Origin of the sequence: Streptomyces sp. CoH27 (assembly GCF_020181035.1) — a bacterium.
Classification (GTDB): Bacteria; Actinomycetota; Actinomycetes; order Streptomycetales; family Streptomycetaceae; genus Streptomyces; species Streptomyces camelliae.
Map to the genome: position 1 here is coordinate 93,403 of NZ_JAIQYY010000010.1, position 26,306 is coordinate 119,708.

A 26,306-nucleotide genomic window follows, 5' to 3' on the forward strand; every position below is an offset into this window, starting at 1 on the left:
AGGCACCGGATGGCACTGCCGGAGGAGTTCCACGAGATCGCGGGGCGCGTGAACAACTGGGGGCGCTGGGGGGCGGACGACGAGATCGGGACCCTGAACCTCATCACCGGCGAGGTCGTGCGCGAGGCCGCCGCCCACGTCCGCACCGGCCGCCGTGTCCCGCTCGCGCTGCCGCTGCGGGAGGACGGTGTGCAGACCGGGATGATCCCGGGGCGGGTCAATCCCCTGCACGCCATGGTGCAGATCAACCAGGAGCTGTTCGGGCCCGGCACGGTCGCGTGCAGCGACGACGCGGTGACGATGGGCCTGCAGGCCGGCACCCACTGGGACGCCCTGACCCATGTCTCGCACTCCGGGAAGCTCTACAACGGCCGCCCTGCGCACTCGGTCACCGCGCACGGCGGGGCCGGGTTCGGCGGGATCGACAAGGCGCGGCACATCGTCTCGCGCGGGGTGCTGCTGGACGTGGCACGCGCGCGTGGCGTGGACCGGCTGGAGGGCGGTCACGTGGTCACGCCGGAGGATCTGGACGCGGCCGAGGAACTCGCGGGTACGCGCGTGCGTGCCGGTGACATCGTGCTCGTACGGACCGGACAGGTGCAGGTGTATCTGGCCGGGGACAAGCACGGGTACGGCTATCCGTCGCCGGGGTTGTCCGTCCGCACGCCGGAGTGGTTCCACGCGCGCGATGTGGCCGCCGTCGCCAACGACACGCTCACGTTTGAGATATTTCCGCCCGAGATCGACAATCTGTGGCTGCCCGTGCATGCGCTGGACCTGGTGGAGATGGGGATGCTCCAGGGCCAGAACTGGAATCTGGAAGAGTTGTCCACAGCCTGTGGACAAGAGGGGCGGTACGCGTTTCTGCTGTCGGCGATGCCGGAGCCGTTCGTCGGGGCGACGGGTTCACCGGTGGCACCGGTGGCGATCCTGTAGCCCAAGGCCCGCGGTGAAACCTGAGCTGGAACCTGAGCTGAAACTGGAACTGGAACCGGAGCTGGAACCGGATGGCGGCGCGCCTCCCCCCACCGGCGCGTCTCCCCCACGGCCGTGCGCGCACGCCGCCATCCGATGCGACCCACACTCGACGAGGGCCGCCGTCACCCATGCCCTCGTCGTCCCCTCGCGGCGAATCGACGCCCACCAGCGTGTTCAGGTGCCCACGTGACGTCAACGTCGGTACGGGGATTTGTTACGTACGCCCAATTCACGGACCCCGCGCACGGATGCACCCCCGGCGCACCGCCGCGCCGGAACCTACACCGCCTCGAAGGCCAGGCCCTCGTACGCGGACACTCCGCCCCCGTACGCCAGTTCCGCGCCCCGCCGGGGCGTCTCCTCCTGGGACGGTGAACAGCGGTCCAGTTCGCACCAGATGCTCTTGCCGGCGCCTTCCGGGCTCCAGCCCCAGCGATCGGCCAGGCAGTCCACGAGCGCCAGGCCCCGGCCACCGGTGGCATCACTCCGGGCGCAACGCGGCACGGGGGCGCGGGAGCTGGTGTCGGCCACCTCCACCCGCACGGTGGCCGAGGGGTCGGCCCCGCTCTGCGCACCCGGCAGGGACAGCCGCAGCACGGCCGGGCAGCCCGTGTGCACCACCGCGTTGGTCACCAGCTCGGAGACGAGCAGGATCAGGGTCTCGGCCAGCGGCTCGTCGGCCGCTATTCCGAGCCCGGCGAACCGCGAGCGGGCCCACCTCCTCGCCCGCCCCACCTCCGCGGGGTCGGGCCGGATCTCCAGCTGCACTTGAAGCACCTGCACCGCTCACACCATCCGAACCGGCGGACACATGACCCCGCGCAACGCTGCCGCCACGGCGAAAGCCACGACGACGATCACGACGAGGGCCACGATCGTAGCCATTTTCTGCATGGCCAGAACAACGGCCAGAGCAGGGATCACGGACCGTGATTCCCTTATGAGACAGCATGGTTGACGTACAGTCACCCCAACAAGCGCTTCGGGCATATTCCAGCGCGAAGGAGTACGCGTGCGGGATACTGTGCGACGCTCGTACCAGGGAGTCGAACAGACGGGGTCCGAAGCGGTGTCCGCGACGGCATCCGCCCTGCGAGGAGCGCCGCGCACCGCGCCACCCGGCGCCACCCCAGGGGGTTCACCGGCCCGGCTCGCGCTCACAGCCACTCGCATCCCACACAAGGTACCGGAGCGGACCCCTGACTCCAGGCCGTGACGAGTCACGCATAGGACACAACCAGGTATCAACGCTCCGTGATATCGCTTCGCCACGATCCGCGACATCTTGGGCCATGGCCTGCGTGGAGTCGCAGTCCAGGGCGCTGTCGGCAGGTCAGCCGGCAAGTCGCGCGGCGAGGAGCTCCTCACTCTGCGTGTCCTCATCGCCACGCTGGGCCCGCACCCAGGCCCGTTTCAGATGCAGATGGACGTCCGCCTCCCAGGTGAAGCCCATGCCGCCGTGCACCTGCAAGCAGTCGCGCGCGCCGCGTACGGCGGCCTCGTCGGCGAGCAGCCGGGCGGCGGCGATGTCGGCGGGGTCGGCGGTGACGGCCGCCGCGTAGACCGCCACACGCGCGATCTCGGCCCGCACCAGCAGATCGGCACAGAGATGCTGCACCGCCTGAAACGCCCCGACCGGCCGCCCGAACTGCTCCCGAGTCCGGGCGTGTTGCACAGCAAGCTCGCACACACGCCCAGATGTGCCCAGTTGTTCGGCCGCGGTGAGCAGACTGCCGACGGGGTCCGTGACACCGGGGACGGGAACGCGGTGCAGTGGCGTCAGCGGGTCCAGCGAACGCAGGGGTACGGCGCCCGAGGTGTCGCCGAGTACGACGTCCGCGCCGTCCAGCCACTCCACCAGCTCCCCGTCCACGGCCGCGACGACCGTCTCCCCGGTCGCCGCACCCGGCACGCTGCCGGCCGCGAGGTGGGTGGCGACCAGGGGTCCCGGCAACAGCGCCCGACCCGCCTCCTCGAAGACCAGGACCGCCTCCGGCAGCCCCAGCCCGACCCCGCCCCGCGCCTCCGGCAGCCGCAGGGCGAAGAAGCCCGCGTCGCCGAGGGCCCGCCACAGCCCCCGGTCGAGCCGCCCCGGAGCGTCCACGGCCGCCCGCAACGCCTCATGCCCGAACCGCCGCTCCAGCAACTGCCGTACGCCCGCCCGCAGCGCACGCTGATCATCGGTGAGTTGAAACCGCACGCTCATCTCCCCCTCGGCAGCCCGAGCATCCGCTCGGCCACGATCGTGCGCTGGATCTGGGAGGTGCCGGCGGCGATGGTGTAGGAGAGAGACGACAACCGGTCCAGGACCCACGGCCGGTCCAGGTCGAGGCGGTCCGGGCCGAGTACGTCCGCCGCCGCGTCGTACAGGTCCTGGCGGGCGTGCGAGTAGCGGAGCTTGAAGAGGGAGCCGCCCACCCCCGGCACGCCACCCCCGCTCGCCTCCGCCGCACTCACGTTCCACTGGGTCAGCCGCCACAGCGCCCGGAACTCCGCCTCCAGCCGGCCGAGGCGACGGCGCAGTACGGGGTCGTCCCAGCGGCCGTTCTCCCGTGCCGCGCAGGCCAGTTGGACGAGCACCCGGCGACAGGCCACCACCTCGCCGACGAAGGCCGTGCCCCGCTCGAAGGACAGGGTCACCATGGTCACGCGCCAGCCGTCGTGCTCCGCGCCCACCCGGTTGGCCACGGGCACCCGGACCTCGTCGAGGAACACCTCGGCGAACTCCGCCGACCCGGCGAGCGTACGCAGCGGCCGTACGGTGATCCCCTCGGCGTCCATGGGCATCGCGAGCCAGCTGATGCCCCGGTGCCTGGGCGCGTCCGGGTCGGTACGGACGAGCAGCTCGCACCAGTCGGCGACCTCCGCGTGCGAGGTCCAGATCTTGGACCCGCTCACCACGTAGTCGTCGCCCTCCCTCCGCGCGCGCGTGCGCAGTGCGGCGAGATCGGAGCCGGCGCCCGGTTCGCTGAACCCCTGGCACCACACCTCCTCGCCGCGCAGGATCGGCGGCAGCCAGCGCGCCCGCTGCTCCGCCGTACCCTCGGCGGCGATCGTCGGACCGGCGTGCAGCAGCCCCACGAAGTTCGCCCCCACGTACGGCGCGCCGGCCTCCTCCGTCTCCTCCAGGAAGATGAGACGGGTGGTCGGCGAGGCGTCCCAGTGGACGTCGGCGTACCCGGCGTCGTGGAGCATCCGCTGCCAGCCGAGGTCGTAGGCGCGGCGGCCCGGCCAGTCCTCGGGCGCGGGCCGGTCCGGGAGGGTGGGCAGCACCTTGGCGAGCCACTCCCGCAGCCGGGCCCGGAACTCCTCCTCCTCGGGCGTGTACGACAGGTCCACTACCGGTCCAGATCCAGTCCGAGCATCCGGATGGCGTTCCCCCGCATCAGCTTGTAGACCGTCTCCTCGTCCAGGCCCTTCACATGGTCGAGGGCGACCTCCTTGGTGTGCGGGAAGGTCGAGTCGACGTGCGGGTAGTCGGTCTCGAAGGTGGCGTTGTCGCGGCCGACGACGTCGATCGAGGCGACCCCGTGCCGGTCGCGGAAGAAGCAGCAGAAGATCTGCCGGTAGTAGTACGTCGACGGCGGCTCGGGGATCAGGTCCCTGACCCCGCCCCAGGCGCGGTGCTCCTCCCACACGTCGTCGGCACGCTCCAGGGCGTACGGCACCCACCCCATCTGCCCCTCGGAGTAGGCGAGTGTGAGGCGCGGGAAGCGGACCAGGACCCCGCTGAAGAGGTAGTCCATCATCGAGGCCATCGCGTTGTTGAAGCTGAGCGAGGCCTGGACGGCGGGCGGGGCGTCGGGGGAGGCGGCCGGCATCTGCGAGCTGCTGCCGATGTGCATGTTGACGACCGTGCCCGTCTCCTGGCAGACGGCGAAGAACGGGTCCCAGTAGCCGGAGTGGATGGACGGCAGCCCGAGGTGGGTCGGGATCTCGGAGAAGGTCACGGCCCGCACCCCGCGCCCGGCATTGCGCCGGATCTCGGCGGCGGCCAGCTCCACGTCCCACAACGGAATGAGACACAGCGGGATCAGCCGCCCCCCGCTGTCCCCGCACCACTCCTCCACCATCCAGTCGTTGTAGGCGCGGACGCAGGCGAGGGCGACCTCCTTGTCATGCGCCTCGGCGAAGGTCTGCCCGCAGAACCGCGGGAAGGTCGGGAAGCAGAGGCTGGCCTCGACGTGATTGAGGTCCATGTCCTCCAGCCGGGCCTTGGGATCCCAGCACCCGCGCCGCATCTGCTCCCGCGTGATCCCTTCGAGGGTCATCTCGTCCCGGTCGAACCCGACGGCGGCGATGTTGCGCTTGTACGGGAATTTCAGGTCCTCGTAGATCCACCAGTCCGTCGGCTGCCCCGCCGGGTCCATGGTGATCTGGTACTTCCCGCCGACGTAGGCCAGTTCGCCGATCCCGGCGGTCAGCGGCTTGGGCCCCCGGTCCCGGTACCGGGCCGGCAGCCAGGTCTCGAAGAGGTGGGCGGGCTCGATCACGTGGTCGTCGACGCTGACGATGCGGGGCAGTTCGGTAGCCATTTCGGTAGCCATGAGTCCCCTACTTTCCTGATGGTCCGTCAGATAGCAATATGACATCTGACGGTACGTCAGCCAAGTCCGCTCTGGGGGCACCCGTGAACGAGACCGCGCACGCCCTGAGTTCCGCACCCACGCTGTGGGACCTGGTGGCCCGCCGCGCCGCCCTCACCCCCGACCGCCCGGTACTGCTCCAGGGCGACCGCAGCCTGACCTTCGGCGACCTGCGCACGCGCTCGGAACGCGTGGCGGCAGGCCTGTACGCCATGGGGGTCCGCCCCGGCACGGTGGTCGCCTGGCAGCTGCCCACCCGTATCGAGACCGTCCTGCTGTCCCTCGCACTGGCCCGCCTGGGCGCCGTACAGTCCCCGGTCATCCCCTTCTACCGGGACCGGGAGGCCGGCTTCGCGCTGCGCGAGTCGAAGGCGGAGTTCTTCGCGGTCCCGGGCGTGTGGCGGGGCCACGACCACACGGAGATGGCACGACGGGTCGGCGCGAAGGGGATCTTCGAGGCGTACGACGACGACTCCTTGCCGGACGGCAACCCGTCACCCCTCCCCGCCCCGCCCGCCGAGGGCACCTCCGTCCGCTGGATCTACTGGACCTCGGGCACCACCTCCGACCCCAAGGGCGTACTGCACACCGACCGTTCCCTGATCGCGGGCGGCTCCTGCCTGGCGCACGCCCTGCGCCTCACGCCGGACGACGTCGGCTCGATCGCCTTCCCGTACGCCCACATAGGCGGCCCGGATTATCTGGTGATGCTGCTCCTCTACGGCTTCCCCGCGGTGCTGTTCGAGCACTTCGCGCTGCCGGACGCGCTCGCGGAGTACCGGCGGCACGGGGTGACGACGGCCGGCGGCTCGACGGCGTTCTACTCGATGTTCCTGGCCGAGCAGCGCAAGCAGCCGCCGGGAACGAGGCTGATCCCGTCCCTGCGCCTGCTCGCAGGCGGCGGCGCCCCCAAGCCACCCGAGCTCTATCAGGCGGTGGTCCGCGAGATGGGCGTACAGCTGACGCACGGGTACGGCATGACCGAGGTCCCGATGATCACCATGGGCGACCCCGAAGACGCCCCGGAGAACCTGGCGACGACCGAGGGCCGGCCGCCGTCGGGCATGGAGATCCGGATCGTCGACGGCGAGATACGGCTGCGCGGAGAGGCCGTCTGCCAGGGCTATCTGGACCCCGCCCAGACGGCGGCCGCCTTCGACACCGAGGGCTTTCTGCGCACCGGCGACCTGGGGCGTCTGACGGGCTCGGGCCACCTGGTCCTCACCGGCCGCCTGAAGGACGTCATCATCCGCAAGGGCGAGAACATCTCCGCCAAGGAGATCGAGGACCTGCTCGCCGCGCATCCGCTGGTCGCGGACGCGGCGGTCATCGGCCTGCCGGACGCGGACCGGGGCGAGCTGGTGTGCGCGGTGGTGGAACAGCCGCCGGACGCCGACCGGTTGACCTTGCCGGAGGTCGTCACATACCTGCGGGCTTCCGGCCTCTCCGTGCACAAGCTGCCGGAGCGGCTGGAGGTGGTGGACGCGCTGCCGAGGAACGAGACGCTGCGGAAGGTGCTGAAGTACAAGCTGCGGGAGCGGTTTTCAAGACCGTTGCCTTAGGCCGCTCGGGCAATCCGCCTGCTGCCCCGTCCACCAGGGACGGAGCGGGTGCAGAGTACCGGGATCGGGGCAGTCCGTGGGGGTCCGAGGCCCACGCCGACACACGGAAGCCTTACGCCGGCGTCCTCAGAGAGCATCACCTCCGCTGGTTTCCGCTCCACGGTCACCCACCGCGCGACTTCATGGCAGCACAGCCGACCCGCCCGCGCGACTCGTCCGGTCGGACGGGCCGTCTCTCGTCCCGGGTTGGTCCGATCGATCGGATCTGCCGGTGGGTCGCGCCGGGACGTTCCGGGCGGCGGCAGAGCCGAGGTTATGAATACATCACCTGCCCATCGGTGAATATCAACCTCAGGAGCCACACGATGCGCCCCATCAGAGCAGCTTGTCTCGGCACGGCCACTGCGCTGGTCACCCTTCTCGCCTGCGCCCCTGTGGCAGGCGCTGCCGCGACGTACACCGATTCCGCTCACGCCAAGGGCGGAGACAAGGTCTTCAAGCTCATCGGCCGGCTCGCGCAGGAGACCCGCTTCCCCGTCAACCCCGGCGGCAGCCCCGCCCAGGGCGACCGGGCCGTCTTCCGCTCGATCCTCTTCGACCAGAACGACAAGCAGGTCGGCGACACCGGCGGCACCTGCACCACCACCCGGGTCGACAACGGCGGAGAGGAGGAGTGCGTCGTGACCTACAACCTCCCCGGCGGCCAGCTCTCCGTGCAGGGGATCGTCTTCGGCTTCCTCAAACCGGGCCCTCCCCCTTCGTTCGACAACGGGATCACCGGGGGCACCGGAAAATTCGACCGGGCTCGTGGCACGGTCCACGCCGACACGATCGCTACGAACACGAGGCGCTTCACGTTCGACCTCGACCACTGACTGACCCTGCCCCCGCCCGGTGAGAAGGCCGGCCCGTCCACGGCACGGCCCACGCCGAGCACGACCACGCCACCCATGCGGACGACGCCGACGAGATACGTAGCGCGGCGCCGGGTTTCGTCGTGGTCTGCGGACCGGTCGCGCCCTCGCTGCGTGGCCAGCGGGGGGCGAAGCGGAGGCGTCTGCAGGCTGGAGATCGAAAGCGTGACAGCGTGGCTCAGGCCGGTGGAGGGTGCTGCAACACACGTGACGGGTGCCCGTTCGACGTATCCGCCGTCGTGGCTGATTTTCTGTGGCTCAGATCAGAACCCCGTTCACATCGTCGCCAATAGGCCGGGGGTGGTGTGGCGCGCATCAGAGCACGCCACCGGCTCCGGAAAGTCCTGACCAGGGCTTCCTCGACCGGACCCGCTCCCTACTTCGGGCATGGGTTCGTTGACGAGGAGCGCATAGGTACCGGACTCAGGGGGGTGCAGACCGGGATGGCGACGCCGATAAGTTCCACGAGGCCTACGCCGCCTGTGGGTGGAGCTATTTTCGCCCAGTTGTTGGCCACCCAGGCGTTGCCCGAGGAGTCGACCTGCACCGCTGTGAGGTGCTGCATCGCTTTGTTCTGGAAGCCCTGGGCAGGGGACAGGACAGTGCCGGCGGAAGCGCCGGGCGGGCAGGCCGCGCTGTTCACCCCGCACAGGAGCGACACGGAGGAGTCACCGAAACCGGCGGCCCAAACACGGTCCTGACCGTCGATGGCGATCGACCACGGGAAAACCTTCTTGGGCAGCTGATGCACGCCTGTCACCGTTCCGTTCGGTCCGATCTCGGTGACCGCGCTGCTGGCGAAGTCGGCGACCCAGGCGTTTCCCTTGGAATCCAGGGCGAGCCCCACCGGGACTTGGATCGAACTGTCGGTGATCGACTTGATGGTCTTGAAGTCGGGGCCGATGATCGTGACGCTCCCGTCGGCACGGCTCGGTCGTCCCGCTTGCCTGAACTCTTGCAGGGCGAAATGGCTGTTGGTCACCCAGGCTCGACCCTGGCCGTCGATCTGGACGGCGAACGGGTGATTGAAGTTCTTGTCGTGGATGACGACGGCCTTGCTCGGGTCACCGTGGGGATAGACGACGACGCTGCCCACGCCGGGTTTTCCCTTGACACCGTAGGAGTTGGCTATCCACAGGTTGCCGTGTTGGTCGACGGCGACACCCTGCGGCTTGTTCAGTCCGCCGTTCGTCCAGCCGTTGGAGGGAGACAGCGGTCTGCCGGAGGCGGAGTACTTCGACATCGCGTTGCCGGCGTAGCTGGGTACCCACACGGATCCGTCGTGATCGACGGCGATTCCCCACGCTCCGGCCTTCATGCCGCCGCCACTGATGGGACTGCCCAGGGTCGGCCGGCCGGTGGGATCCTGCACCGTGACATAAGGGCTGGAATCCCGTGTGCCCGGCTTCCAGTTGTTGGCCGCCCATACGTTGCCCTTCGCGTCGAACGCGATGCGGCCCGGCGCGTAGACCTGCGGAGCGCTGTAGCGCAGGGCAAGGATCCAGTCCGCGGGCGCTGAGGTGAGCGCCGGGCTGAAGACGTTCGCGTTGCGCGCCATGGCTTCCAGGCCGCTCGCGGACAGCGTCGGATCGTGTACGAGGTTGAGGACCGCCTGCACGGTGTCGGCGGGTTTGGTTCCGCCTCGCGGGGTCGCCAGTTGGAGCACCTTGTCGCAGCGCGTGTTGTCCGTCACGCAGAGGGAGACGAGGTTGGCCAGCGTGTTCTGCGTCGCGAGAGTGTCACTGTTGGCGCTGTCGCCGGTCATGGGACCGCCGGCCTTACCTGTCGCCGGATCCGCCAGGTTGAACGAGGTCGCGGCGGCGTTCTGCAGCCCCGGACTGGGGCCGGTGATGCCGCGTTGGCCGCTGAACTGGGCGAGGGCGTACGTGGCAGCGACGGTGGTCAGCTCGTTGACCGTCACCTTGCTCACGACCTGTTCGGGCACGCCACCACCCGCGCCGAACCCTACGACCGAGCGCAGCCGCAGCTTGTGCGCCTGCGCGGGCGTGGCCTCGATGTACAGCACTCCGTCAGCAGGCTTGGTGTACGTCATCCGGAAGGAACCGCGTGAGTCGGTCGTTGTCTGGCCCAGCTTCGAGACTCCAGAACGTGAACCGGCCATGAGTGTGACCTGAACGCCCCCGAGCGGTTTCCCTGCCCCTGTGACGGTCCCCTGCACCGCGACTGACGCAGCATCGAGCGCCGGTGCCGCGCTGCCGACCACCGGCAGGGCGAGGGCCGCACAGGCTGCTGCGGCAGTGGTTGATGTCAACCGCAGAGCCCTCGACCGCCTTCTTGCTCCGCGCCCTTCATGGGAGGCCAGCCTGCGAGCCCGTATGCCCGGAGTGCTCATGGTTCTCGAACCCTTCGCTTTGCATGCCTGAACTGGGCAGAGGATCGATGCAGCGCTCCAATCGTCCGAAAGGTGCTCCGCATCGGCACCTGCGTGCACCTGACAGGAGCGCTGTCAGCCGGTCGGCCGAATCATGCGGTTTCGGATTCCTTCACCTCGGTCGCTTCGGCGACTTCGGGCACCTTGAGTGAGAACCAGGCAACCCTGGTCCCCAGCAGCCAGACCACGCCCAAATACAGCCCAGGACTCACTTCGCGCATCTCATCGCGAACCCATCGGCCAACCAGTGAGAGCTTGGAGTAGTCGATGACGATGCAGTCCTGCTCGTCCACCAGGCTCGGCCCGCGATAGACCTGGGCCAGGACGGCGAGTACGTCGAACGCGGATATCCGATTGACCAGGTAGCCGTCGGGGACGAACAGCTTTCCCCGCCACAGGACCAAGGGCACCAGCCGGGCGAACGACCGGGCCAGCGAGTTATCCCCCCACCGGAGGAAGCCTGCCCCAGCCAGCGGACCCGTCGGGATGTCACCCGGCGGGCTAGAGCGAAATAGCTCCACCAAGTCAGCATCACCGATCTTGAACAGGTCCGATTGGGTGAGTGCCATAATCGTCCTCCCGGCCGTCATCAAGACGCATCACTCGCGCCTGAACACGGATCCGAATCCGGCGGTGACGGGCCGCCCATGGCAACGCTCCACTCACACCGGTCCAGGGAACAGATGTGCCGGAGACGTAAAGGATCTAAGAATGGCGGCGGGCGCTACCCGCAGCCCCGACCCACCGCCGATCTCCCGTCGCGCAAGGCATCGATCAGCACGACATCCGGCCATCAACTCCTATTGTTGATGCTCCTGGACGAAATCGCCAACGCTACGGCCACGAACGGCCGTGCCGTACGCCAGATGCCTGGAGCGGCACCGGACAGACAAGGCGTACCCCTCGCGTGCAATCCGCGACGGCCGAGAGCCCCCTGCGTAAGAGCGGCAGCGATGAGGGAGGAAGACGGCAACTCGGCTCACCGACCGTTGATCACGACGCTCGACGATCAGAACCACAGCAAAACGAGCTGCCCCTACGGACCGTACTGGCAGCCACTGACGGCGCCCGTGCACCACAGGCGCACCAGATACGGCGGGGAACAGTGGGGAATCACAGTGAAGGCAGCCAGCTCGACGACTCCTCGGACCGACCGTTCGCCCAGTTCAGCGCCACAGCTATCCCCGAGGTGCCTCAGCTTCCCAAGGTGAGGGCTTCGGGGGATGGTTCAACTCCGACTCATCTCCACGTCCCCGCCGGCGCGGTTCACTCCGGTCGACGGCACCGCACGGCGGCCGAGGCTGGACCCGGATGACCAGGGCCGACCCCACTTGAGGTGCGCGCAGCCTCTTGCCTGCGGTCACCTGCCGGAGGAAGATCCGTCCGAATCGAGGGAGATGTGATGCTGCGGTTCATGGACTGGTCCGTAGTCGCGATGGGGTGTGTGCTGGTTCTCGGCAGCCTCGGCAGCCGACGGTGGGAGCGGACCCAGGTTCGGCAGAACGAGCGCTCCGATCAGGACAAGCGTTTCCTCTGGGCATGGCTCCCCCTCCTCATGGGCCTGGGGATGATCTGCGCCAGGACGCCCGGTCTGTTGCGCGCGCCCCACCTCGTCATCGAGCTCTTTGACGCGCTCGACTTCGGACTGGCAGTCACAGTTCTGGGCTTCGTCCTCAGGTTGGGGCATCGCTTCCTTCGGGCGCGCGGCACCACGTGACGGCCGCGGCTTCGCTTGAAGCGGCGAGGACTGGAAACGGAGCCGTAGCCACCGCGCCAGTCCCGACCCTGCTCAGGCCCGACACCAACGTCGCCGAAGGCGGGTTCGCCTGGGGCGGCCAGATTTCTGCTTCTCCGGGTGGGACGTAACCCTGCGGCCACAGCGTCTTCAGAGTGTGGACGACGAACAGGATCTCGGATGAAGCGCCGGTACGAAGAGGAATTCATGGCGTTCGCCGCTGCGCGATCCGAACCGCGCCCTTGCCACCCTGACCGCGCTGCTGCCGACGGGCCTGACCCATTCGAGCCCGCCCGGCGGCCGGCAGTCCGGGCAGCTGTGGGTGGACGACGGCCACGGCAAGTCGCTGCTCGAAGTACACGTCTCCCGGCAGACCTCCACCACCGCGCTCCGCAGCCACGTCTTCGCCGGCACGACACCCCTGGCCGACGGCACCCTGATCACGTCCCGGCAGGCACTGCCCGGAACGGGCCCCGGGCACGCGGCGGTGAACGTCCTGCATCCTGACGGGCTCTACGTCACCCTCATGGAGTGGCAGGCACCGAGCCAGAACGCCCCTCGACCCGTACCACGCCGATCCTGACCCTGGCCCAACTGCGGTCCATCGCAACCAGCCCGCAGTGGCAGTAACGCCCGCGGCGGCCCTGCGGCGGGCCGACACGATCACGGCGGGCCGATCGGCAAAGCCCTGAATTGAGATCTCCGTGTTGAGGTGGTTGGCGATGTGGCGATACTTCGCTCGGTGTTTGTAGAGTGCGGTTCCGTTCAGTTGGCAAAGTCACAACAGATGGGGATTCCAGGTGAGTGCCGACGACGACCCGCAGAGCAGCGCTACTCCGCCGGACTCCGACGAGTCGTCATCGGAGCATCGGCAGCCGAAGTGGGCATGGTGGGTGGTGGGCATCCTGATACCTGTGTTAGCCATCGTGGTGCCCGTGCTCATCGCTTTGCGGCCGTCGTCATCGGACACCAACGCTCATGCCACTGCTTCCCCATCGACATCCGAGTCAGCGAGCGAGACGGAACGGAACAGCACCCCGCCCTCGACACAAGCCCCGGCACCATCGGTATCGCTGTCCGATGCCTCGAACAGCATCCAGTACAACGGGCCCGTGCGCATCGCCGAGTCCGGTCCGCAGCTGGACTACAACCCACCGAAGAGGGACAACCTTTCGGCGGATGTCGTACTTGGTCTCATTGATCCGCCCAGGATCTCCACGAAAGACAGCTCAGCAGTCAACCTCGCGGTGTGGCCCGGGCAGAAAATGCCGACTCGGCAGGCATGTTCTGACCTGATCTCGACTCAGGGCGTCTGGATGGTCGAAGTTCAGAAGGGCACAGTGATCTGCCTCAAGACGCAGGCCGGGCGCATCGCTGTCCTGACCATCACATCGACGAGCGACAGCTTCAGCACGGGTGTAATGGCTCAGGCGACCGTATGGTCAGAGATCTCCGACTGACTATTACATTGCCATCCACTCGGTCGCTTCATCTGCTCGATCTTTCTCAGCCGGAGGTGAGGATGGAGATGCCGTCTCCGAGCAGTTTCACCCCGAGCACGAAGAACAGGACGGCCATCACAGCGACGTTGTGCTGAGCTGCCCACTCTTTCCAGTTGGCGAGCGTGGTCTTGGCGTGCTCTCCCCCGAGGAGGAAGACTCCCAGCGGGGCCAGCAGACCAAGGGTGGCGATCAGGACGAAGATCGCCAGCGATGCGATCTGCTGCCCGACCGGCAGTCCTGCTGAGCCGATCGCGGCGCCCGCGGCGATCGTCAGCGGTGCGTTCTTGGCGTTGAGCGCGGCCAAGGCCAGCCCGAGTGCGAACACCTTGACCGGCGTGAGGCGGTCGATCGCGCCCATCCACTTCGGCAGCTGGGCCTGCGAGGAATCCCTGGGGCGTCGGCGCCACTGCCGGGCGCCGAAGAAGACGAGGATCACGCCCAGAGCGAGCTTGAGCGCTCCCACCCAGGCGGCCGGATGCTTGTGGGCGGAGGCGCCGGCCGGGGAGGCGATCGCCAGCATCACCGCGCCCAGTGCCGCGAGTCCCAGGATCCAGCCGACGGTGAAGAGGACGCCGTTGAGACGCCCTCGGGGCGTGGCGAGTACGAGGATGACGGCGATGATCGGCAGCGGACTGACCGCGACGGCCGCCGCAAAACCCAGCACGTCACCGAGAACTGCGCCCATGGTTGCCTCCGGGTGGCGATCCAGTGGAGTGGGCGTGGCGACGGCGGCGTACTTGGCGCGTCCCACCGCTTCCATCTTCCTGCGCCTGGCCGGATCTGTCCTACTCGGCCCGTCCCGATGAGGCTGTGTTCAGGAGGCCGACGTTTCTCCGGCTGTGGGTGGCAGAGGGTCGGCGACGAAAGTCCCCAGGCCGACCTCGCCACGAGTCCAGCCCTGCTCTCGCACATGCCTCATGGCCTTCGCCGCGGTCGCGTTCACCACGCCGAACTCCTGGGCGATCTCCAGAGTCGACGGCACGCGGCTGCCCGGAGGATACGTGCCGTCCTTGATGCGCCGGATGATCTCCCCTGCGATCTGCCGCCAGAGCGGGCGCGTGCGATCAAGGTCCATGACCTTCAGCCTGGGTGACCATGGCTTTCCGCGCATCCGTAGTTATCCACGGTTATCTACGCTAGCCTGCTCCCACGAAAGAGATCGGCCCTGGCGGGAAGCGGCTACTTCCTCGCCAGGACCTGAGCCGACTGAACTGGAGTCGACCTGTGCGCAGCCTACTGACCGCGATCCTCCATCTCTTCCTGCCTCCCAGCGGCGTCCACCGCGCCTCCCCGACACTGACTCCGACCAGCCCGCCCCTGCCGCCCAGGCCCGTCAAGCCGCCCCTGCCCGTCGTCCTCGCGGACAATCAGCCCCTCGTCCGGCCGTACGTCACCCTGTGGGAACGCGAACGCGATGAACTCGACCGGCGTCGCCTGCAACGCGAACGGCGCCGGGCAGCCGTACTGGCGACCATGGGCCAGGACTACGCCGTCCCGCTGGAGGTCGCCGTATGAGCGCGTCGCGCCTGCGCAGCCTCGGCATCGACCCGGCCACCGGCAAGGAGACCTACGCGGTCACGCGGCCCGGTGGCTACCTCGACGCACTCGCCGACGCTCACGCACTCACGTCCGCTGCCGCCCTGCTCGCCGTCGTAGGCGCCGTACTGGACGCGGACAACGCCTCCGACGCCGAACTCGCCGCGTTCGTACCGTCCTTGCACATGGCACTCGGTGAGTGCGTCGGCGTGATCGCCGAGGGCACGGTCACATCCGGCTCAACCCCGCCGTCGCGAACAGCACGTCCCTGATCGCCTGCCGGTCGCCGACCTGGCCCGCCGCGGCCTCCTCCGGTGGGATGTGGCCGGCGGCCAGGCGGCAGAACTCCACGCCGTCCAGGGCGATATGGGCCACCTCGAACTCCGCTGAGCCCACCGCCGCCGGGGAGTCCAGCGGGATCAGCCACTCACCGCCCGCCGCGCCCTCGATCTCCAGGCGCAGGCTGCGGCCGGGCGCGCCCGCCGCGACCAGGTGCGGGGTCCCGCCCGGCGCGGAGCGGCCCGTGCGGCGGCGTTCGGCGAGTGCGGTCGGGAGCATGCGGGCCGCGAGGTCGATCATCTTGTTCAGGTGGCGCGGCGCGGGCGGCTCGTAGGGATAGTCGACCGCCTCCGCGATGTCCTCGGCATGCACCCAGCACTCGAAGGCCCGGTCCAGCATCGCGTCGTGCAGCGGAAGCGAGAAGTCGCCGTACGACACCGGGAGTCCGCCCGCGTGGCTGCCGGTGAAGGCCACCGTGCGCACCAGGCTGTGGCTCTGCTCCCGCCAGGGCCCACGCACCGAGCGGGTCGGCGGGAAGTGGGAGGTCCGCCAGAAGGCTTCCGTGCGTTCCGCCGGGCCCTCCGCATCGATGCCCTGCATTCCGGTGATCTCGGCCAGCGGGTCCTCCAGGCCGAGCGTGAGCGCGATCAGCCCGTCCACCGACAGCAGGTGGGCGATCACACCGGCCACGGTCGTACGACGGCTCGTCGGCTCGTCGCCCTCGAACCAGCGCAGCCGTACCGGCGCGTGCCACTCGGCGTCCCCGAAGTCCTGCAGCAGGGCGTCCAGCCGCGCGGCCTCGGCGTCGTACGGCGCCGCCCAGTCCGGCAGCGGGATGCGCGGCGGCCGGCGGTCCAGGCAGGCCTCCAGGACGCGGGTGCGCAGCCCCGGGTCCAGGTCGAGGCTCTCCGGCTGGTGCAGCAGACCGACGGCCTCGCGCAGCCGGCGGGCCTCGTCGGCGCAAGCCCCGCAGTAGCCCAGGTGGTCCTCGACGGCCGCGGTCTCCGCCGCCGAGCAGGCGGCCAGCGCCCAGGCCCCGAGCAGCGACTTCAGGACGTCGTGCGGCAGGTCGAGCGGCACGGGCACCGCCTCTCCCAGATCGGCGAGGCCGGGGAGCAGGCGACCGCCGTCCTCCACGGAGGGACGGGGCGTCGGTATGCGCGGCCGGTCCGGCTCGGGCGTACCGGAACCGGACGGCACCTGCCCGGAGCCGCCGCCATCGCCCTCACCAGAGTGCCCGTTCCCGCCGGGATCGCCGGGACCGACGGGACCGCCCGGACCGCCGGGCACGCCCGGACTGTTCGGACCGCCGTCATCGCCGTACCCCTCGTGTCCTCCGTACCCCTCTCCTCCCCCATCCCCCTCGTGCTCGTCGTGTGCCTCGAACCGGTCGGCCTCGCTCACACCGCACCCCCGTGTTCCGGAGGCGCTCCGGCGTCGTGGGCGGTGGAGAGCAGCTGCAGGCCGAGGCGGAGCCGACGGCGGGCCTCGTCCTCGGTGACGCCGAGGTCGGCGGCGGTCTGGCGGTAGTCGCGGCGCTGGAAGTAGGCCAGTTCGAGCGCGGCGCGCAGCGGGGCGGGCATGGAGTGGACGATGAAGTCCGCGCGGGCGGCGACCGAGGCGCGCCGCACCGTGCGCTCCAGCTCCGCCGTTTCCCCCGTGGCACCGCCGGCCCCGTGGGCCAGCGCGGCGGTCCCGCTGTCGCGCAGCCGCTGCACGGCGAGCCGGTGGGTCACGCCGGCCACCCAGGAACGCAGCGGGCCCTGCTTGGGGTCGTAGCCCTCGGGATGCTCCCAGACATGCGCGAAGACCTCGCGCGTGAGGGTGTCGGCGGCCTTCTCGTCGCCGAGGACGCGGTGGGCGAGGCTGTGCACGAGCGAGGCGAATCTGTCGTACAGCTCGCCCAGGGCGGCCGCCTCACCGCGGGCGAGCCGCTGCTGCATCTTGCGGTCCCAGCGGGGCGGTACGTCCTTCTTGGCCATGCGGTCCCCTCCCCTCACCCGTGCTCCGGCCCGTCCAGCGTGTCTGCACCGTCCTCCCGAATGTAGTCGGCACCTCTGACAGCGCACGCCCCTTTGTGCCAATGCGCGCCCTCCGAGGCGTCGCAGGTGATAGTGCCCTCTTCACACAACCTTCACACGGAGCGCGGGCATCTCTGACACATCCTTGATCGAATGCGATCGATAGTGACCGAAACAAGCCCCTTGTCGATCACGTCCGGTTTGTTGCACGACGTTTCAGGGAACGGCCGCTGGGCAGCCGCGCGGAAGCAAGCGAAGGAATCGCTTCCGTTTCCAGGCGGTTCCCGCGATTCCGAGAGTTCGAGAGTTCCGGCGAGCGGAGGGGCATGGCCGTGGCATTCAACGTGACCGGCGTCGAACGGGGCGAGTGGGCTGTCCTGCGAGTCTCCGGGGAACTGGACCTGATGACCTCGCCGGTGCTGCGCCAGCGGGTGCACGACGTCGTCGCCGAGGGGAACCACAGCCTCGTCGTGGACCTCTCCGAGGTGTTCTTCTGCGACTCCAGCGGGGTCGGCGTCCTCATCGCCGCCCGTCGGCTGCTCCGCTCCTGCCAGGGCCGGCTCCGGCTGATCCTGCCGGAAGGGGGCGCTGTCGACGGCTCGCACGTCAACCGGGTCCTCGGCGCGCTCGGCGTCCGCCGCCTGTTCGACGTCCGCCCCGACCTCGACGCCGCCATGTCCGACGAAGTGGACCCCCTGTCCGCCTGAGACCCGCCGTTCCGCCGACCCGTCGTTCCGCGATCTTCGCGACAATTCCACACGTCTGTCCCAGGATTCCCCCGGTCTTGGCACAACCGCCTGTTTTCCGCCACCTCGCGGTCACCGCGTCGTACGCTCCGTGCGAGATCGGCCCACGCACAGGTAAGGCGGCCCGAACAGACATGGTCAGCACCGAGTACGAGCGCAGGATCGCCGCCCGGTTCGCCGGCTTCGACCAGGACGGCAACGGCTGGATCGACCGCGAGGACTTCAGTACGGCCGCCAAGGCGCTCCTCGCCGAGTTCACCGTGCCCGCCCGCTCGGACAGGGGTCAGGCGCTGTACGCCGGAGCGGAGGCGTTCTGGCAGGGCATGGCCGGCATCGCGGACCGTGACGGGGACCAGCGCATCACCCGCGAGGAGTTCGTCACCGGCGCGGTCAAGCGCCTGCGCGACAACCCAGCCCGCTTCGCCGAGCTCGCCCGCCCGTTTCTGCACGCGGCGCTGGCCGTGGCGGACACGGACGCCGACGGCCGGATCAGCGTCGCCGACACCGCGCGCGTCCTGCGGGTCCTTCACGTACCGGACGCCCTGGCCGCGTCGACCGCCGCCGCCCTCGACGCGGACGGCGACGGTGTGATCGGCGAGGCGGAGATCGTCCCGGCGTTCGCGGAGTACTTCACGATCTCCGAGTGACCGCCCCGCGGCCGCCCGACGAGCACCCGGCGACCGCCCCGGCCTCTCAGCCGAAAACGACCGTCCGCCGCCCGTTGAGCAGAATCCGCCGCTCGGCGTGCCACTTCACGGCCCGCGCCAGCGCCTGGCACTCCACATCGCGCCCGATGGCCACCAGTTGGTCGGGGGTGACATCGTGGGCCACCCGCTCGACCTCCTGCTCGATGATCGGGCCCTCGTCGAGGTCGGCGGTGACGTAGTGCGCCGTGGCGCCGATCAGCTTCACGCCGCGCGCGTGCGCCTGGTGGTACGGCTTGGCGCCCTTGAAGCTCGGCAGGAAGGAGTGGTGGATGTTGATGATCCGGCCGCTGAGCTGCTTGCACAGGTCGTCCGAGATGACCTGCATGTAGCGGGCGAGGACCACCAGTTCGACGTTCTCTTCACGGACGATCTCCAGCAGCCGGCTCTCGGCCTCCGCCTTCGAGTCCTTCGTCACGGGGATGTGGTGGAAGGGGATGTTGTACGAACCCACCAGTTCCTGGAAGTCCGTGTGATTGGACACCACGCCCACGATCTCCACGGGCAGCGCGCCGATCCGGGCCCGGAACAGCAGGTCGTTCAGGCAGTGCCCGAACTTGCTGACCATGAGCAGGATGCGCATCTTCGCGTCGGCCCGGTTGATCTGCCAGTCCATGTGGAAGGAGTCGCCGATCGCCGCGAAGCTCGCCCGCAGCTTCTCCACCGTCACCGGCTCCTCGGCCGAGAAGTGGACACGCATGAAGAACAGACCGGTGTCGTGGTCGCCGAACTGCTGGCTGTCCTCGATGTTGCAGCCGGTCATGAACAGGTAGCTGGACACGGCGTGCACGATGCCCTGCTTGTCCGGGCAGGAGAGGGTGAGGACGTACTGGGCTGCCGGTGCGGCGGCGGGCGCGGACTGCTCATTCATGCACTACAGGTTCCCATACGGCCGCCCCGCCGTGGATGGTCGTCCCGCAGGACGGGACACGCCTCATGAGTCCTGCCGCGTGACGAGTCCTGCCGCGTGACGGGTCCTGGCGCGTCACGCGTCCCACCGCGTCACGCGTCCCGCCGCGTGACGGGTCCCGCCGCGTGACGGGTCCCGCCGCGTCACGCGTCCCGCTAAGCGGTCCTCGTCATGATCCGCAGCACTTCCAGCGTCTTCGGCGGCGTCTCCGGGTCCTCCCCGTCGCTCACCGACATCCGCACGTGCGCGTCCCGCGCCGCCCGCACCGCCTCCGGCCAGCCCTGATGGTCGAGGTACGCGGCGACCGGCGCGTCCGGGCCGACCTGGTGCATGATCCGCAGCACCCGCAGCACGGCGGTGTCGACGAGCGCCGCCTCCTGCGAGTCCCGGAAGATCGTGCCGACGTACTTCTCGGCGGACCAGTTGTCCAGCCACGTGTCCTCCACCAGCCGGTACACGGCGTCGGTGACGTCACCGTACCCGTCCACGCCGGCCAGCCAGACGTCCCGCTGGAACACCGGGTCGGAGAGCATGTGCAGCGCCGAGCGCACATTGCTGCGCCAGCGCCACCACGGCATGTCGCTTAGAGGCATGCCGCCCATGGTGGAGGAGCGACGGCCGCGACGGGAAGAGTTCTCCGAACCTTGCACGGTCATCGATCGTACGTTCCTCGCCACACGGACCTCACCGGCCCCTGTAATTCACCTCCGCGTCACCTTTCGTTGACCGAGGGTCACTCCCGGGTTAGCAGTGTGAGGGAATCGTGGGCGCACATGACCGGCAGGCGACGTACGCGCAGCACCTTCCCCCGCCCATTCTCCCGGCCCGTCAGAGCCGGTGCCCTGTCTTCTCTGGGTGCCGTGGCTCTCTGTGCGTCGCTCACCGCCGGATGCGGGGTCATCCCCGGTGCCACGGGGGGCTCCGGGGATGACCCGATCAAGGTCATGACCTGGGCGCCGGAGAACACGAGCGCCACCAACAAGCCCGGCATGCCCGCGATGGCCCGCGCCTACGGCAAGTGGATCAACGACCATGGCGGGATCAACGGCCGCAAGCTGGAGATCCTGACCTGCAACGACCACAACGACAGCGTGGCCGCAGCCCAGTGCGCCCGGCAGGCCGCCGACGAGAACGTCGTCGCGGTGGTCGGCTCCTACAGCCAGTTCAGCGACTCCTACCTCTCCCCGCTGGAGGGCGCCGGCATCCCCTACATAGGCGGCTACGGCGTCACCAGCGGCGAGTTCACCGGCCAGATGTCGTACCCGGTCAACGGCGGCCAGCCCGCCCTCCTCGCCGGCCTCGGCAGGGCCCTTGCCGCCACCTGCGGAAACGTCTCCCTCGTCCGCCCCGACAACATCACCGGCGACCAACTGCCCCCGCTGCTGAACTCCGGCCTGAAGGCGGGTGGGCACGCGAACGCGGACGACGTGCTGGCCCCCGACACCGCCACCGAGTACAGCTCCCAGTCCGGCCAGGCCCTGCGCGACGCGACCAGGACCAACGCCCGCAAGGGCTGCGTGGTGCCCGCGCTCGGGGACCTCACGGACACCTTCATGGACTCCTTCCGCAGGGCCCGCGAGCAGTACCCGGAGGTGCGGCTGGGAACCGTCCTCGGCAACGTCGACCAGACCGTGATCAACGCCACAGGCGGGGCGTCCAGCCCGTACGAGGGGTCGTACATCACCGGCTGGTACCCGCCGGCGAGCGACGCGCGCTGGGACCAGATGAAGAAGGTCATCAACGAGGAGGCCTTCGGCGACAACCGCATCGACCCCGCGGACGCCGGGGTGCAGACCACCTGGATCGCCTACACCGTGCTGAAGGCCGTGCTGGAGAAGATCGGCTCGGGCGACGTGACCGCCGACTCCGTGCGCCGCACCCTCAGCGGCGGCCTGCACGTCTCCACCGGCGGCCTCACCCCGACCCTGAGCTGGCCCTACGAGGGCAAGCTCGCCTCCGTCGGCTTCCCGCGCCTGGTCAACGCGAGCGTCACCCTCCAGGTCGTGCAGAACGGCCAGCTGGTCGCGGCCCGCAAGGCCATCGGCGGCACGAACGGGACCGCCGACATGACGCAGACCCTGGAGAACGCCGACGTGCGGTGACGGCGTCCGTGCGGTGACGGCGTCCGTGCCGTGCCGGCGCCGGGGTGACGCCGCCGGCACCCGGGTGGGCGCCGGCGGCGGTCAGATCACAGCTGGGTGGGCTGGCGCTGGGTCAGGCCGTACTTCTGCGCGATCGCGTTCCACAGCCCGGCCGCCTTCGCCTTCTGCGCGCTGGCGGTACCACTCGCTCGGTCACCGGCCGCGGCCTGTCCGGTGACGCGAGCATGGCCCTTGCGGCAGCCCTTGCCGCCGCCCTTGACCTGGTCGGCCCAGGCCGCGTAGTGGCTGTCGGCCGCGGCGGAGGCCTGCCAGGCCTTGGTCAGGGCATCGGTGAGCGCGCCGTTGTCCGGCAGCTTGTCGACGGACAGCTTGCCGAGCCGGGTGACCAGATCATTGCGCTGGGTGGCCGCGTCGCGCAGGTCGGTGGCGGCACCGTCGAGGTTGTCGCACTGCTTGATGTCGGCCACCGCCTTGATCGCCGAGGCGCGGCTGTTGCCGCTGTCGGCGAGCAGCTTGTCCAGCTCGACCGCCTGCTGCCGGGCGGGGTCGGCGGCGGCCCCGGAGGAACCCTGCGCGGCCGGGGAGGCGGCGGCGACCGTCTTGCTGTTGTCGGTCTTGCTCCCGCCGTCGCTGAGGAGCGCGCCGGCGCCCACGCCGATGACGACGATGCCGATACCGATGCCCGCGATCAGCGGCACCTTCGAGCGCCGCCGGGACCGGTCGTCGTCGTGCGCCGGGTCGTACGCCGGCTGCTGCGCGCCGTACGCCTGCTGCGCCGGGGCATGCGCCTGCGCCTGGCCGTACGGCTGCGCCGGGCCGGGGTAGGCGTCCGGCTGCTGGACGCGCGGCAGCTGCTGGGTGGACCCGGCCGGGCCGTCGCCGCCCGCCGGGCCGCTGCGGAAGAGGTTGTCGAACTCGGCCGGCGGCTGCCGGTCCCCGCCCTGCCCCTGGGCGGTGTACGGCGGTATGTACTGGGTGGCCTCGGAGTCCGACGTCACCGGTGCGGCCGCGGGGGCCGGCTGCTGGGGTGTGATGCCCAGGTAGCGGGTCTCCTCGCCGCCCGGCTCGGCCGGCGGCGCGCCGGGCGTCACCGGCGCGATGTACTGCGTCGCGGCCTCGGCCGGCCCGGCCGGGACCGGCGGCAGGTACTGGGTCGCGCCCTCGTCGGCGGGCGCGGGGGCGGCCGGGACCGGCGGGAGGTACTGGGTCGCGCCGTCGGCCGCCGGGGGCAGCGCGCCGGGGTGCGCATGCGGCGCGGCGGCGGGCGGCAGCGGCGCGGCGGCGGGCGCGGAAGCCTGCGGGAACTGCGGCTGCGGCGGCTGCGGCGGCGGCTGATGGGGCTGCTGCGGCTGCTGGTACGGCTCGGGTGCGCCGTACGCCCCGCCGTGGCCGTCGGTGCCGTAGCCGGGGGTCTGGCCGCCGGGGGCGTAGGCGGGCGGCTGGCCGCCGGGGGCGTAGGCGGGCGGCTGGCCGCCGTACGAGGGGGCCGGGGCGCCCTCCGGGGGCAGCGGGCCGGGGTTCACCGCGGGCGGCTGACCGGCCGGGGCGTCCCACTGCTGGGCCGGTGCCGGGGGCCATCCCTGGCCCGGCTGGGACGGCTGCCGCTCGGGCCCCCAGGAGCCGCCCCAGGCCTGCCCGCCGGCCGGGGCTGCGGGAGCGGGCGCGCTGGTCATGCCCGGCAGCACGGGCTCGCCTCCGTCGGAGGGCAGCACGATGCCTTCACGCGCGGGCTGCGCCGAGGGCTCCTCGCGTTGTCCACTCTGCGTCACCGGGACTCCTACTTATGGGGGACCTTGTGAATCGTCGGCTCACGCTACCGGGTCCCCCGAGCCGGGTGCCATGCAGCTCATGGCCCGATCTCGTCCCCTGTGACGGTGATAACAAACCGCCCCGCGGTGCGCGAGGTGCGCCGCGGGGCCGGTGTTCACGCGGCCTGCTGGAGGTCGAGGCGTGCCCCGAACTCCCGTACCACCGCCTCCTCCCGGAAAGGTTCCAGCCGCTGCTGGAGATCCTCCAGATACTCGGCGCCCCGGTTGGAGCGGAGCGTCTCCAGCAGTTCCACCGCCCTCAGACCGGAGGTGCAGGCCTGTTCGATCTCACGCTGCTGCACCTGGGCGGTGGCGAGCAGCACATAGCCGATGGCGCGCCTGCGGGCCCGGGACTCCGGATGCCCGGCCAGCGACTGCTCGGCGTACCGGGCCGCCTGCTCGGGCTGCCCCAGGTCACGGTGGCAGTGCGCCAACTCGTCGGCCAGATAGGCCTCGTCGAAGTGCGCGATCCACGCCGGGTCGTCCCCGGCGGCGTCGTCCGCCTGCTCCATCGCCGTGACCGCCCGCCCGGTGGCTGCCTGTGCGGCGCGTACGTCACCGAGCAGAGCGTGCCCGCGCGCCTCGGCCGCGTGGAACATCGCCTCCACGCGCGGGGTCACATGCCCGCGCGCCCCTTCCTGCGCCGCCCGCGCCAACTGGGAGATCTCACGCGGGTTTCCGAGCTGTGCGGCGAGGTGGCTCATGGACGCGGCCAGCACATAGCCGCCGTAACCGCGGTCCCCGGCGGCCTGGGCGAGCCGCAGCGACTGGATGTAGTACCGCTGGGCCAGGCCCGGTTGGCCGGTGTCGACGGCCATGTAGCCCGCCAGCTCCGTCAACCGGGCGACGGCGGCGAACAGTTCACGCCCGACCGACTCCCGGTACGAGCCCGCGAGCAGCCCGGAGACGACGCTGTTGAGGTAGTGCACGACGACCGGGCGGACATGCCCGCTGCCGTACTGGTGGTCCAGGTCGGTCAGCGCCTGCGTCATGGACCGTACGGCCGCCACGTCGGCCTGGCCCACGCGCGGGCCCGCCTGCCGGGCCACCTGGGCGTCGGGCGCCGAGATCAGCCAGTCGCGGCTGGGCTCGACGAGGGCGGAGGCGGCGACGGAGGAGCCGGACAGGAAGTCCCGGCGCCCCACGTCGCTGCGCCACAGCTCGCAGACCTGCTCGATGGCCCCCAGTACCGTCGGCGAGAACTGGAGACCGACTCCCGAGGCGAGGTTCTTGCCGTTGGCCATGCCGATCTCGTCGATCGTGACCGTACGGCCGAGCTTGCGCCCGAGCGCCTCCGCGATGATGGCCGGGGCCCGGCCCCGCGGCTGCTGGCCGCGCAGCCAGCGGGCCACGGACGTCTTGTCGTAGCGCAGGTCGAGGCCGTGCTCGGCGCCGCACATGTTGACCCGCCGGGCCAGCCCGGCGTTCGAGCACCCCGCTTCCTGAATGAGAGCCTGCAGCCGTTCGTTCGGCTGCCTCGCCACGAGAGGCCTTGCGGCCATGTATTACCCCCTGTGGTGCGATCCCCTGGTGCGATCCCCTGGAGTGAGATGTTCCGCTCGGAAGATCACTGCCCAGCTGACATACCGTCAATGCGCGACATGTGCGGTTTGCCGGGGTAACGGCGGATGCCAGCCCCCTTCCTGGCTACCCACCTCACACCCTGCTTCCTCCCACGCGCCCCCGGACGTGCACCCATGCGCCCCGGCTGCGGAATCGATGCTCCACCCCCGCGCGCGCTACAGCCGTAACTCCAGGTGGGTGCGGGAGTTGAGAGGGGCGTGGAAGAGACGATCGCGGGCGCCGAGAACAGTCAGATTGCCGGTCAGATTCCGCGGCAGCGCGGGGAATCGCTGCTGGAGACCGCCGTACGGTACGCCGAGGAGCGGCACTGGGACGTGTTCCCGGGGACGTGGCTGGAAGCCGTCGACGGGATGCAGCGCTGCTCGTGCGGCGACGCCTCCTGCTCTGCGCCGGGTGCGCACCCCGCGCGCCCCGACTGGGCGACCCAGGCGACCGGCAGTGCGACCGTCGCGCGCCGGATGTGGCAGAAGCAGCCGACCGCGTCGATCCTGCTGCCGACGGGGCGTACCTTCGACGCGCTGTCCGTCCCGGAGACCGCGGGGTTCCTGGCGCTGGCCCGGATGCAGCGGATGGAGCTGACGCTGGGGCCGGTGACGCTGGCTCCCGACCGCCGCATGCACTTCTTCGTGCTGCCGGGGGCGTCGGTGAAGGTGCCCGAGCTGGTACGGAAGCTGGGCTGGACGCTGTCGTCACTGGACCTGGTCGCGCTGGGCGAGGGTGCGTACGTCGCCGCTCCGCCGACCCGGTTCGGATCCCGTGGCGCCGTGCAGTGGGCCTGCCGGCCCACACCCGCGAATCGGTGGCTGCCGGATGCGGAGGAGCTGATCTCGCCGTTGGCGTATGCGTGCGGGAGGGATCGATAGCGGGTTCGCCGTTCGTCTGCCTGGTGCGGTTTCGTCGGCGGGTGCGGGTTGAGTGGTGGGTTCTCGCGCAGTTCCCCGCGCCCC

At 70.1% G+C, this 26,306-nt stretch carries 27 protein-coding genes; 12 read left to right on the forward strand and 15 right to left on the reverse strand.

The window, feature by feature from the left end; genetic code table 11:
- Nucleotides 1–9 precede the first annotated feature (9 nt).
- Nucleotides 10–936, forward strand: a complete 927-nt coding sequence (locus tag LE548_RS17900) for a cyclase family protein (RefSeq protein ID WP_225097869.1) — start codon at nucleotides 10–12, stop codon at nucleotides 934–936.
- Nucleotides 937–1,257: 321 nt separating this feature from the next.
- On the opposite strand, the gene LE548_RS17905 is transcribed toward LE548_RS17900, so the two are convergent.
- From LE548_RS17905 to LE548_RS17925, 5 genes are all read right to left on the reverse strand, one after another.
- Nucleotides 1,258–1,746, reverse strand: coding sequence for an ATP-binding protein (locus LE548_RS17905; RefSeq protein WP_225098128.1), 489 nt, complete (start codon nucleotides 1,744–1,746; stop codon nucleotides 1,258–1,260).
- Nucleotides 1,747–1,764: 18 nt separating this feature from the next.
- Complete coding sequence (locus LE548_RS17910) at nucleotides 1,765–1,902, reverse strand: hypothetical protein (protein WP_225097870.1); 138 nt, start codon at nucleotides 1,900–1,902, stop codon at nucleotides 1,765–1,767.
- Nucleotides 1,903–2,311: 409 nt separating this feature from the next.
- Complete coding sequence (locus LE548_RS17915; protein WP_225097871.1) at nucleotides 2,312–3,178, reverse strand: acyl-CoA dehydrogenase family protein; 867 nt, start codon at nucleotides 3,176–3,178, stop codon at nucleotides 2,312–2,314.
- A 2-nt stretch (nucleotides 3,179–3,180) separates the two neighbouring features.
- Nucleotides 3,181–4,317, reverse strand: a complete 1,137-nt coding sequence (locus tag LE548_RS17920; protein WP_225097872.1) for an acyl-CoA dehydrogenase family protein — start codon at nucleotides 4,315–4,317, stop codon at nucleotides 3,181–3,183.
- Nucleotides 4,317–5,513: an amidohydrolase family protein gene (locus LE548_RS17925; RefSeq protein WP_225097873.1), complete on the reverse strand. Its 1,197-nt coding sequence runs from the start codon at nucleotides 5,511–5,513 to the stop codon at nucleotides 4,317–4,319. Before LE548_RS17925 ends, LE548_RS17920 begins: the two co-directional genes overlap by 1 nt.
- Nucleotides 5,514–5,608: 95 nt before the next feature.
- Between LE548_RS17925 and LE548_RS17930 the strand changes: the two genes are divergently transcribed.
- Together LE548_RS17930 and LE548_RS17935 are read left to right on the forward strand one after the other, a co-directional pair.
- Complete coding sequence (locus LE548_RS17930; protein ID WP_225097874.1) at nucleotides 5,609–7,126, forward strand: class I adenylate-forming enzyme family protein; 1,518 nt, start codon at nucleotides 5,609–5,611, stop codon at nucleotides 7,124–7,126.
- Between the two features lie 365 nt (nucleotides 7,127–7,491).
- Entirely contained in the window at nucleotides 7,492–8,001 is a 510-nt protein-coding gene (locus tag LE548_RS17935) for a hypothetical protein (protein ID WP_225097875.1), read from the forward strand.
- Nucleotides 8,002–8,416: 415 nt separating this feature from the next.
- Here LE548_RS17935 and LE548_RS17940 read toward each other — a convergent pair whose 3' ends face one another.
- Nucleotides 8,417–10,093 carry an NHL repeat-containing protein gene (locus tag LE548_RS17940; protein WP_225097876.1) on the reverse strand — a complete coding sequence of 559 codons (1,677 nt, stop codon included), beginning with the start codon at nucleotides 10,091–10,093 and terminating at the stop codon, nucleotides 8,417–8,419.
- A 431-nt stretch (nucleotides 10,094–10,524) separates the two neighbouring features.
- Nucleotides 10,525–11,001, reverse strand: coding sequence for a hypothetical protein (locus LE548_RS17945; RefSeq protein ID WP_225097877.1), 477 nt, complete (start codon nucleotides 10,999–11,001; stop codon nucleotides 10,525–10,527).
- Between the two features lie 833 nt (nucleotides 11,002–11,834).
- Between LE548_RS17945 and LE548_RS17950 the strand changes: the two genes are divergently transcribed.
- The 3 genes from LE548_RS17950 to LE548_RS17960 all read left to right on the forward strand — a co-directional run bounded on the left by LE548_RS17950 (nucleotide 11,835) and on the right by LE548_RS17960 (nucleotide 13,627).
- On the forward strand, nucleotides 11,835–12,149 hold the full coding sequence (locus tag LE548_RS17950) for a hypothetical protein (RefSeq protein WP_225097878.1): 315 nt from the start codon (nucleotides 11,835–11,837) through the stop codon (nucleotides 12,147–12,149).
- 340 nt (nucleotides 12,150–12,489) lie between these two features.
- Entirely contained in the window at nucleotides 12,490–12,750 is a 261-nt protein-coding gene (locus LE548_RS17955; protein WP_225097879.1) for a hypothetical protein, read from the forward strand.
- Nucleotides 12,751–12,967: 217 nt separating this feature from the next.
- Complete coding sequence (locus LE548_RS17960) at nucleotides 12,968–13,627, forward strand: hypothetical protein (protein ID WP_225097880.1); 660 nt, start codon at nucleotides 12,968–12,970, stop codon at nucleotides 13,625–13,627.
- Nucleotides 13,628–13,673: 46 nt separating this feature from the next.
- Here the strand turns inward: LE548_RS17960 and LE548_RS17965 are convergent, their stop codons facing one another.
- Both LE548_RS17965 and LE548_RS17970 read right to left on the reverse strand, forming a co-directional pair.
- Nucleotides 13,674–14,354 (reverse strand): GAP family protein, encoded by a 681-nt coding sequence (locus LE548_RS17965; RefSeq protein WP_225097881.1) that lies wholly within the window; start codon nucleotides 14,352–14,354, stop codon nucleotides 13,674–13,676.
- Between the two features lie 129 nt (nucleotides 14,355–14,483).
- Nucleotides 14,484–14,744, reverse strand: coding sequence for a GntR family transcriptional regulator (locus tag LE548_RS17970; RefSeq protein ID WP_225097882.1), 261 nt, complete (start codon nucleotides 14,742–14,744; stop codon nucleotides 14,484–14,486).
- Between the two features lie 149 nt (nucleotides 14,745–14,893).
- Here LE548_RS17970 and LE548_RS17975 point away from each other — a divergent pair, with 149 nt between their 5' ends.
- Nucleotides 14,894–15,184, forward strand: coding sequence for a hypothetical protein (locus LE548_RS17975; protein WP_225097883.1), 291 nt, complete (start codon nucleotides 14,894–14,896; stop codon nucleotides 15,182–15,184).
- Nucleotides 15,181–15,477, forward strand: a complete 297-nt coding sequence (locus LE548_RS17980) for a hypothetical protein (protein ID WP_225097884.1) — start codon at nucleotides 15,181–15,183, stop codon at nucleotides 15,475–15,477. Before LE548_RS17975 ends, LE548_RS17980 begins: the two co-directional genes overlap by 4 nt.
- Here the strand turns inward: LE548_RS17980 and LE548_RS17985 are convergent.
- Nucleotides 15,434–16,774: a maleylpyruvate isomerase N-terminal domain-containing protein gene (locus LE548_RS17985; RefSeq protein ID WP_374116123.1), complete on the reverse strand. Its 1,341-nt coding sequence runs from the start codon at nucleotides 16,772–16,774 to the stop codon at nucleotides 15,434–15,436. The two genes, LE548_RS17980 and LE548_RS17985, sit on opposite strands and share 44 nt — an antisense overlap.
- 110 nt (nucleotides 16,775–16,884) lie before the next feature.
- The gene (locus LE548_RS17990; protein ID WP_225097885.1) at nucleotides 16,885–17,466 is read right to left on the reverse strand and encodes a sigma-70 family RNA polymerase sigma factor; all 582 of its coding nucleotides are present in this window, start codon (nucleotides 17,464–17,466) and stop codon (nucleotides 16,885–16,887) included.
- A gap of 365 nt (nucleotides 17,467–17,831) precedes the next feature.
- Here LE548_RS17990 and LE548_RS17995 point away from each other — a divergent pair, with 365 nt between their 5' ends.
- Complete coding sequence (locus tag LE548_RS17995) at nucleotides 17,832–18,212, forward strand: STAS domain-containing protein (RefSeq protein WP_225097886.1); 381 nt, start codon at nucleotides 17,832–17,834, stop codon at nucleotides 18,210–18,212.
- A 173-nt stretch (nucleotides 18,213–18,385) separates the two neighbouring features.
- A complete protein-coding gene (locus tag LE548_RS18000; protein ID WP_225097887.1) occupies nucleotides 18,386–18,898 on the forward strand; it encodes an EF-hand domain-containing protein in 513 nt (170 codons plus the stop codon).
- A gap of 46 nt (nucleotides 18,899–18,944) precedes the next feature.
- On the opposite strand, the gene purU is transcribed toward LE548_RS18000, so the two are convergent.
- Both purU and LE548_RS18010 read right to left on the reverse strand, forming a co-directional pair.
- Nucleotides 18,945–19,826 (reverse strand): formyltetrahydrofolate deformylase, encoded by an 882-nt coding sequence (gene purU, locus LE548_RS18005; RefSeq protein WP_225097888.1) that lies wholly within the window; start codon nucleotides 19,824–19,826, stop codon nucleotides 18,945–18,947.
- A 194-nt stretch (nucleotides 19,827–20,020) separates the two neighbouring features.
- Nucleotides 20,021–20,521, reverse strand: a complete 501-nt coding sequence (locus LE548_RS18010) for a hypothetical protein (protein WP_225097889.1) — start codon at nucleotides 20,519–20,521, stop codon at nucleotides 20,021–20,023.
- Nucleotides 20,522–20,638: 117 nt separating this feature from the next.
- Between LE548_RS18010 and LE548_RS18015 the strand changes: the two genes are divergently transcribed.
- Nucleotides 20,639–21,967, forward strand: coding sequence for an ABC transporter substrate-binding protein (locus LE548_RS18015; RefSeq protein ID WP_225097890.1), 1,329 nt, complete (start codon nucleotides 20,639–20,641; stop codon nucleotides 21,965–21,967).
- A gap of 86 nt (nucleotides 21,968–22,053) precedes the next feature.
- On the opposite strand, the gene LE548_RS18020 is transcribed toward LE548_RS18015, so the two are convergent.
- Both LE548_RS18020 and LE548_RS18025 read right to left on the reverse strand, forming a co-directional pair.
- The gene (locus tag LE548_RS18020) at nucleotides 22,054–23,736 is read right to left on the reverse strand and encodes a hypothetical protein (RefSeq protein ID WP_225097891.1); all 1,683 of its coding nucleotides are present in this window, start codon (nucleotides 23,734–23,736) and stop codon (nucleotides 22,054–22,056) included.
- 155 nt (nucleotides 23,737–23,891) lie between these two features.
- Complete coding sequence (locus tag LE548_RS18025) at nucleotides 23,892–25,277, reverse strand: transcriptional regulator (protein WP_225097892.1); 1,386 nt, start codon at nucleotides 25,275–25,277, stop codon at nucleotides 23,892–23,894.
- Between the two features lie 279 nt (nucleotides 25,278–25,556).
- Here LE548_RS18025 and LE548_RS18030 point away from each other — a divergent pair, with 279 nt between their 5' ends.
- Nucleotides 25,557–26,222, forward strand: a complete 666-nt coding sequence (locus LE548_RS18030; RefSeq protein WP_225097893.1) for a bifunctional DNA primase/polymerase — start codon at nucleotides 25,557–25,559, stop codon at nucleotides 26,220–26,222.
- The last annotated feature ends 84 nt before the right edge of the window (nucleotides 26,223–26,306 follow it).

Excerpts from the sequence above, each read along its gene's own strand:
- LE548_RS17980 (WP_225097884.1), top strand. The coding sequence starts at position 15,181 with ATGAGCGCGTCGCGCCTGCGCAGCCTCGGCATCGACCCGGCCACCGGC.
- LE548_RS18010 (WP_225097889.1), bottom strand. The coding sequence starts at position 20,521 with ATGACCGTGCAAGGTTCGGAGAACTCTTCCCGTCGCGGCCGTCGCTCC.
- LE548_RS17995 (WP_225097886.1), top strand. The coding sequence starts at position 17,832 with ATGGCCGTGGCATTCAACGTGACCGGCGTCGAACGGGGCGAGTGGGCT.
- LE548_RS18025 (WP_225097892.1), bottom strand. The coding sequence starts at position 25,277 with ATGGCCGCAAGGCCTCTCGTGGCGAGGCAGCCGAACGAACGGCTGCAG.
- LE548_RS17940 (WP_225097876.1), bottom strand. The coding sequence starts at position 10,093 with ATGACGTACACCAAGCCTGCTGACGGAGTGCTGTACATCGAGGCCACG.
- LE548_RS17900 (WP_225097869.1), top strand. The coding sequence starts at position 10 with ATGGCACTGCCGGAGGAGTTCCACGAGATCGCGGGGCGCGTGAACAAC.
- LE548_RS18000 (WP_225097887.1), top strand. The coding sequence starts at position 18,386 with ATGGTCAGCACCGAGTACGAGCGCAGGATCGCCGCCCGGTTCGCCGGC.
- purU (WP_225097888.1), bottom strand. The coding sequence starts at position 19,826 with ATGAATGAGCAGTCCGCGCCCGCCGCCGCACCGGCAGCCCAGTACGTC.
- LE548_RS17945 (WP_225097877.1), bottom strand. The coding sequence starts at position 11,001 with ATGGCACTCACCCAATCGGACCTGTTCAAGATCGGTGATGCTGACTTG.
- LE548_RS17935 (WP_225097875.1), top strand. The coding sequence starts at position 7,492 with ATGCGCCCCATCAGAGCAGCTTGTCTCGGCACGGCCACTGCGCTGGTC.
- LE548_RS17990 (WP_225097885.1), bottom strand. The coding sequence starts at position 17,466 with ATGGCCAAGAAGGACGTACCGCCCCGCTGGGACCGCAAGATGCAGCAG.
- LE548_RS17970 (WP_225097882.1), bottom strand. The coding sequence starts at position 14,744 with ATGGACCTTGATCGCACGCGCCCGCTCTGGCGGCAGATCGCAGGGGAG.
- LE548_RS17950 (WP_225097878.1), top strand. The coding sequence starts at position 11,835 with ATGCTGCGGTTCATGGACTGGTCCGTAGTCGCGATGGGGTGTGTGCTG.
- LE548_RS17925 (WP_225097873.1), bottom strand. The coding sequence starts at position 5,513 with ATGGCTACCGAACTGCCCCGCATCGTCAGCGTCGACGACCACGTGATC.
- LE548_RS17965 (WP_225097881.1), bottom strand. The coding sequence starts at position 14,354 with ATGGGCGCAGTTCTCGGTGACGTGCTGGGTTTTGCGGCGGCCGTCGCG.
- LE548_RS18015 (WP_225097890.1), top strand. The coding sequence starts at position 20,639 with ATGACCGGCAGGCGACGTACGCGCAGCACCTTCCCCCGCCCATTCTCC.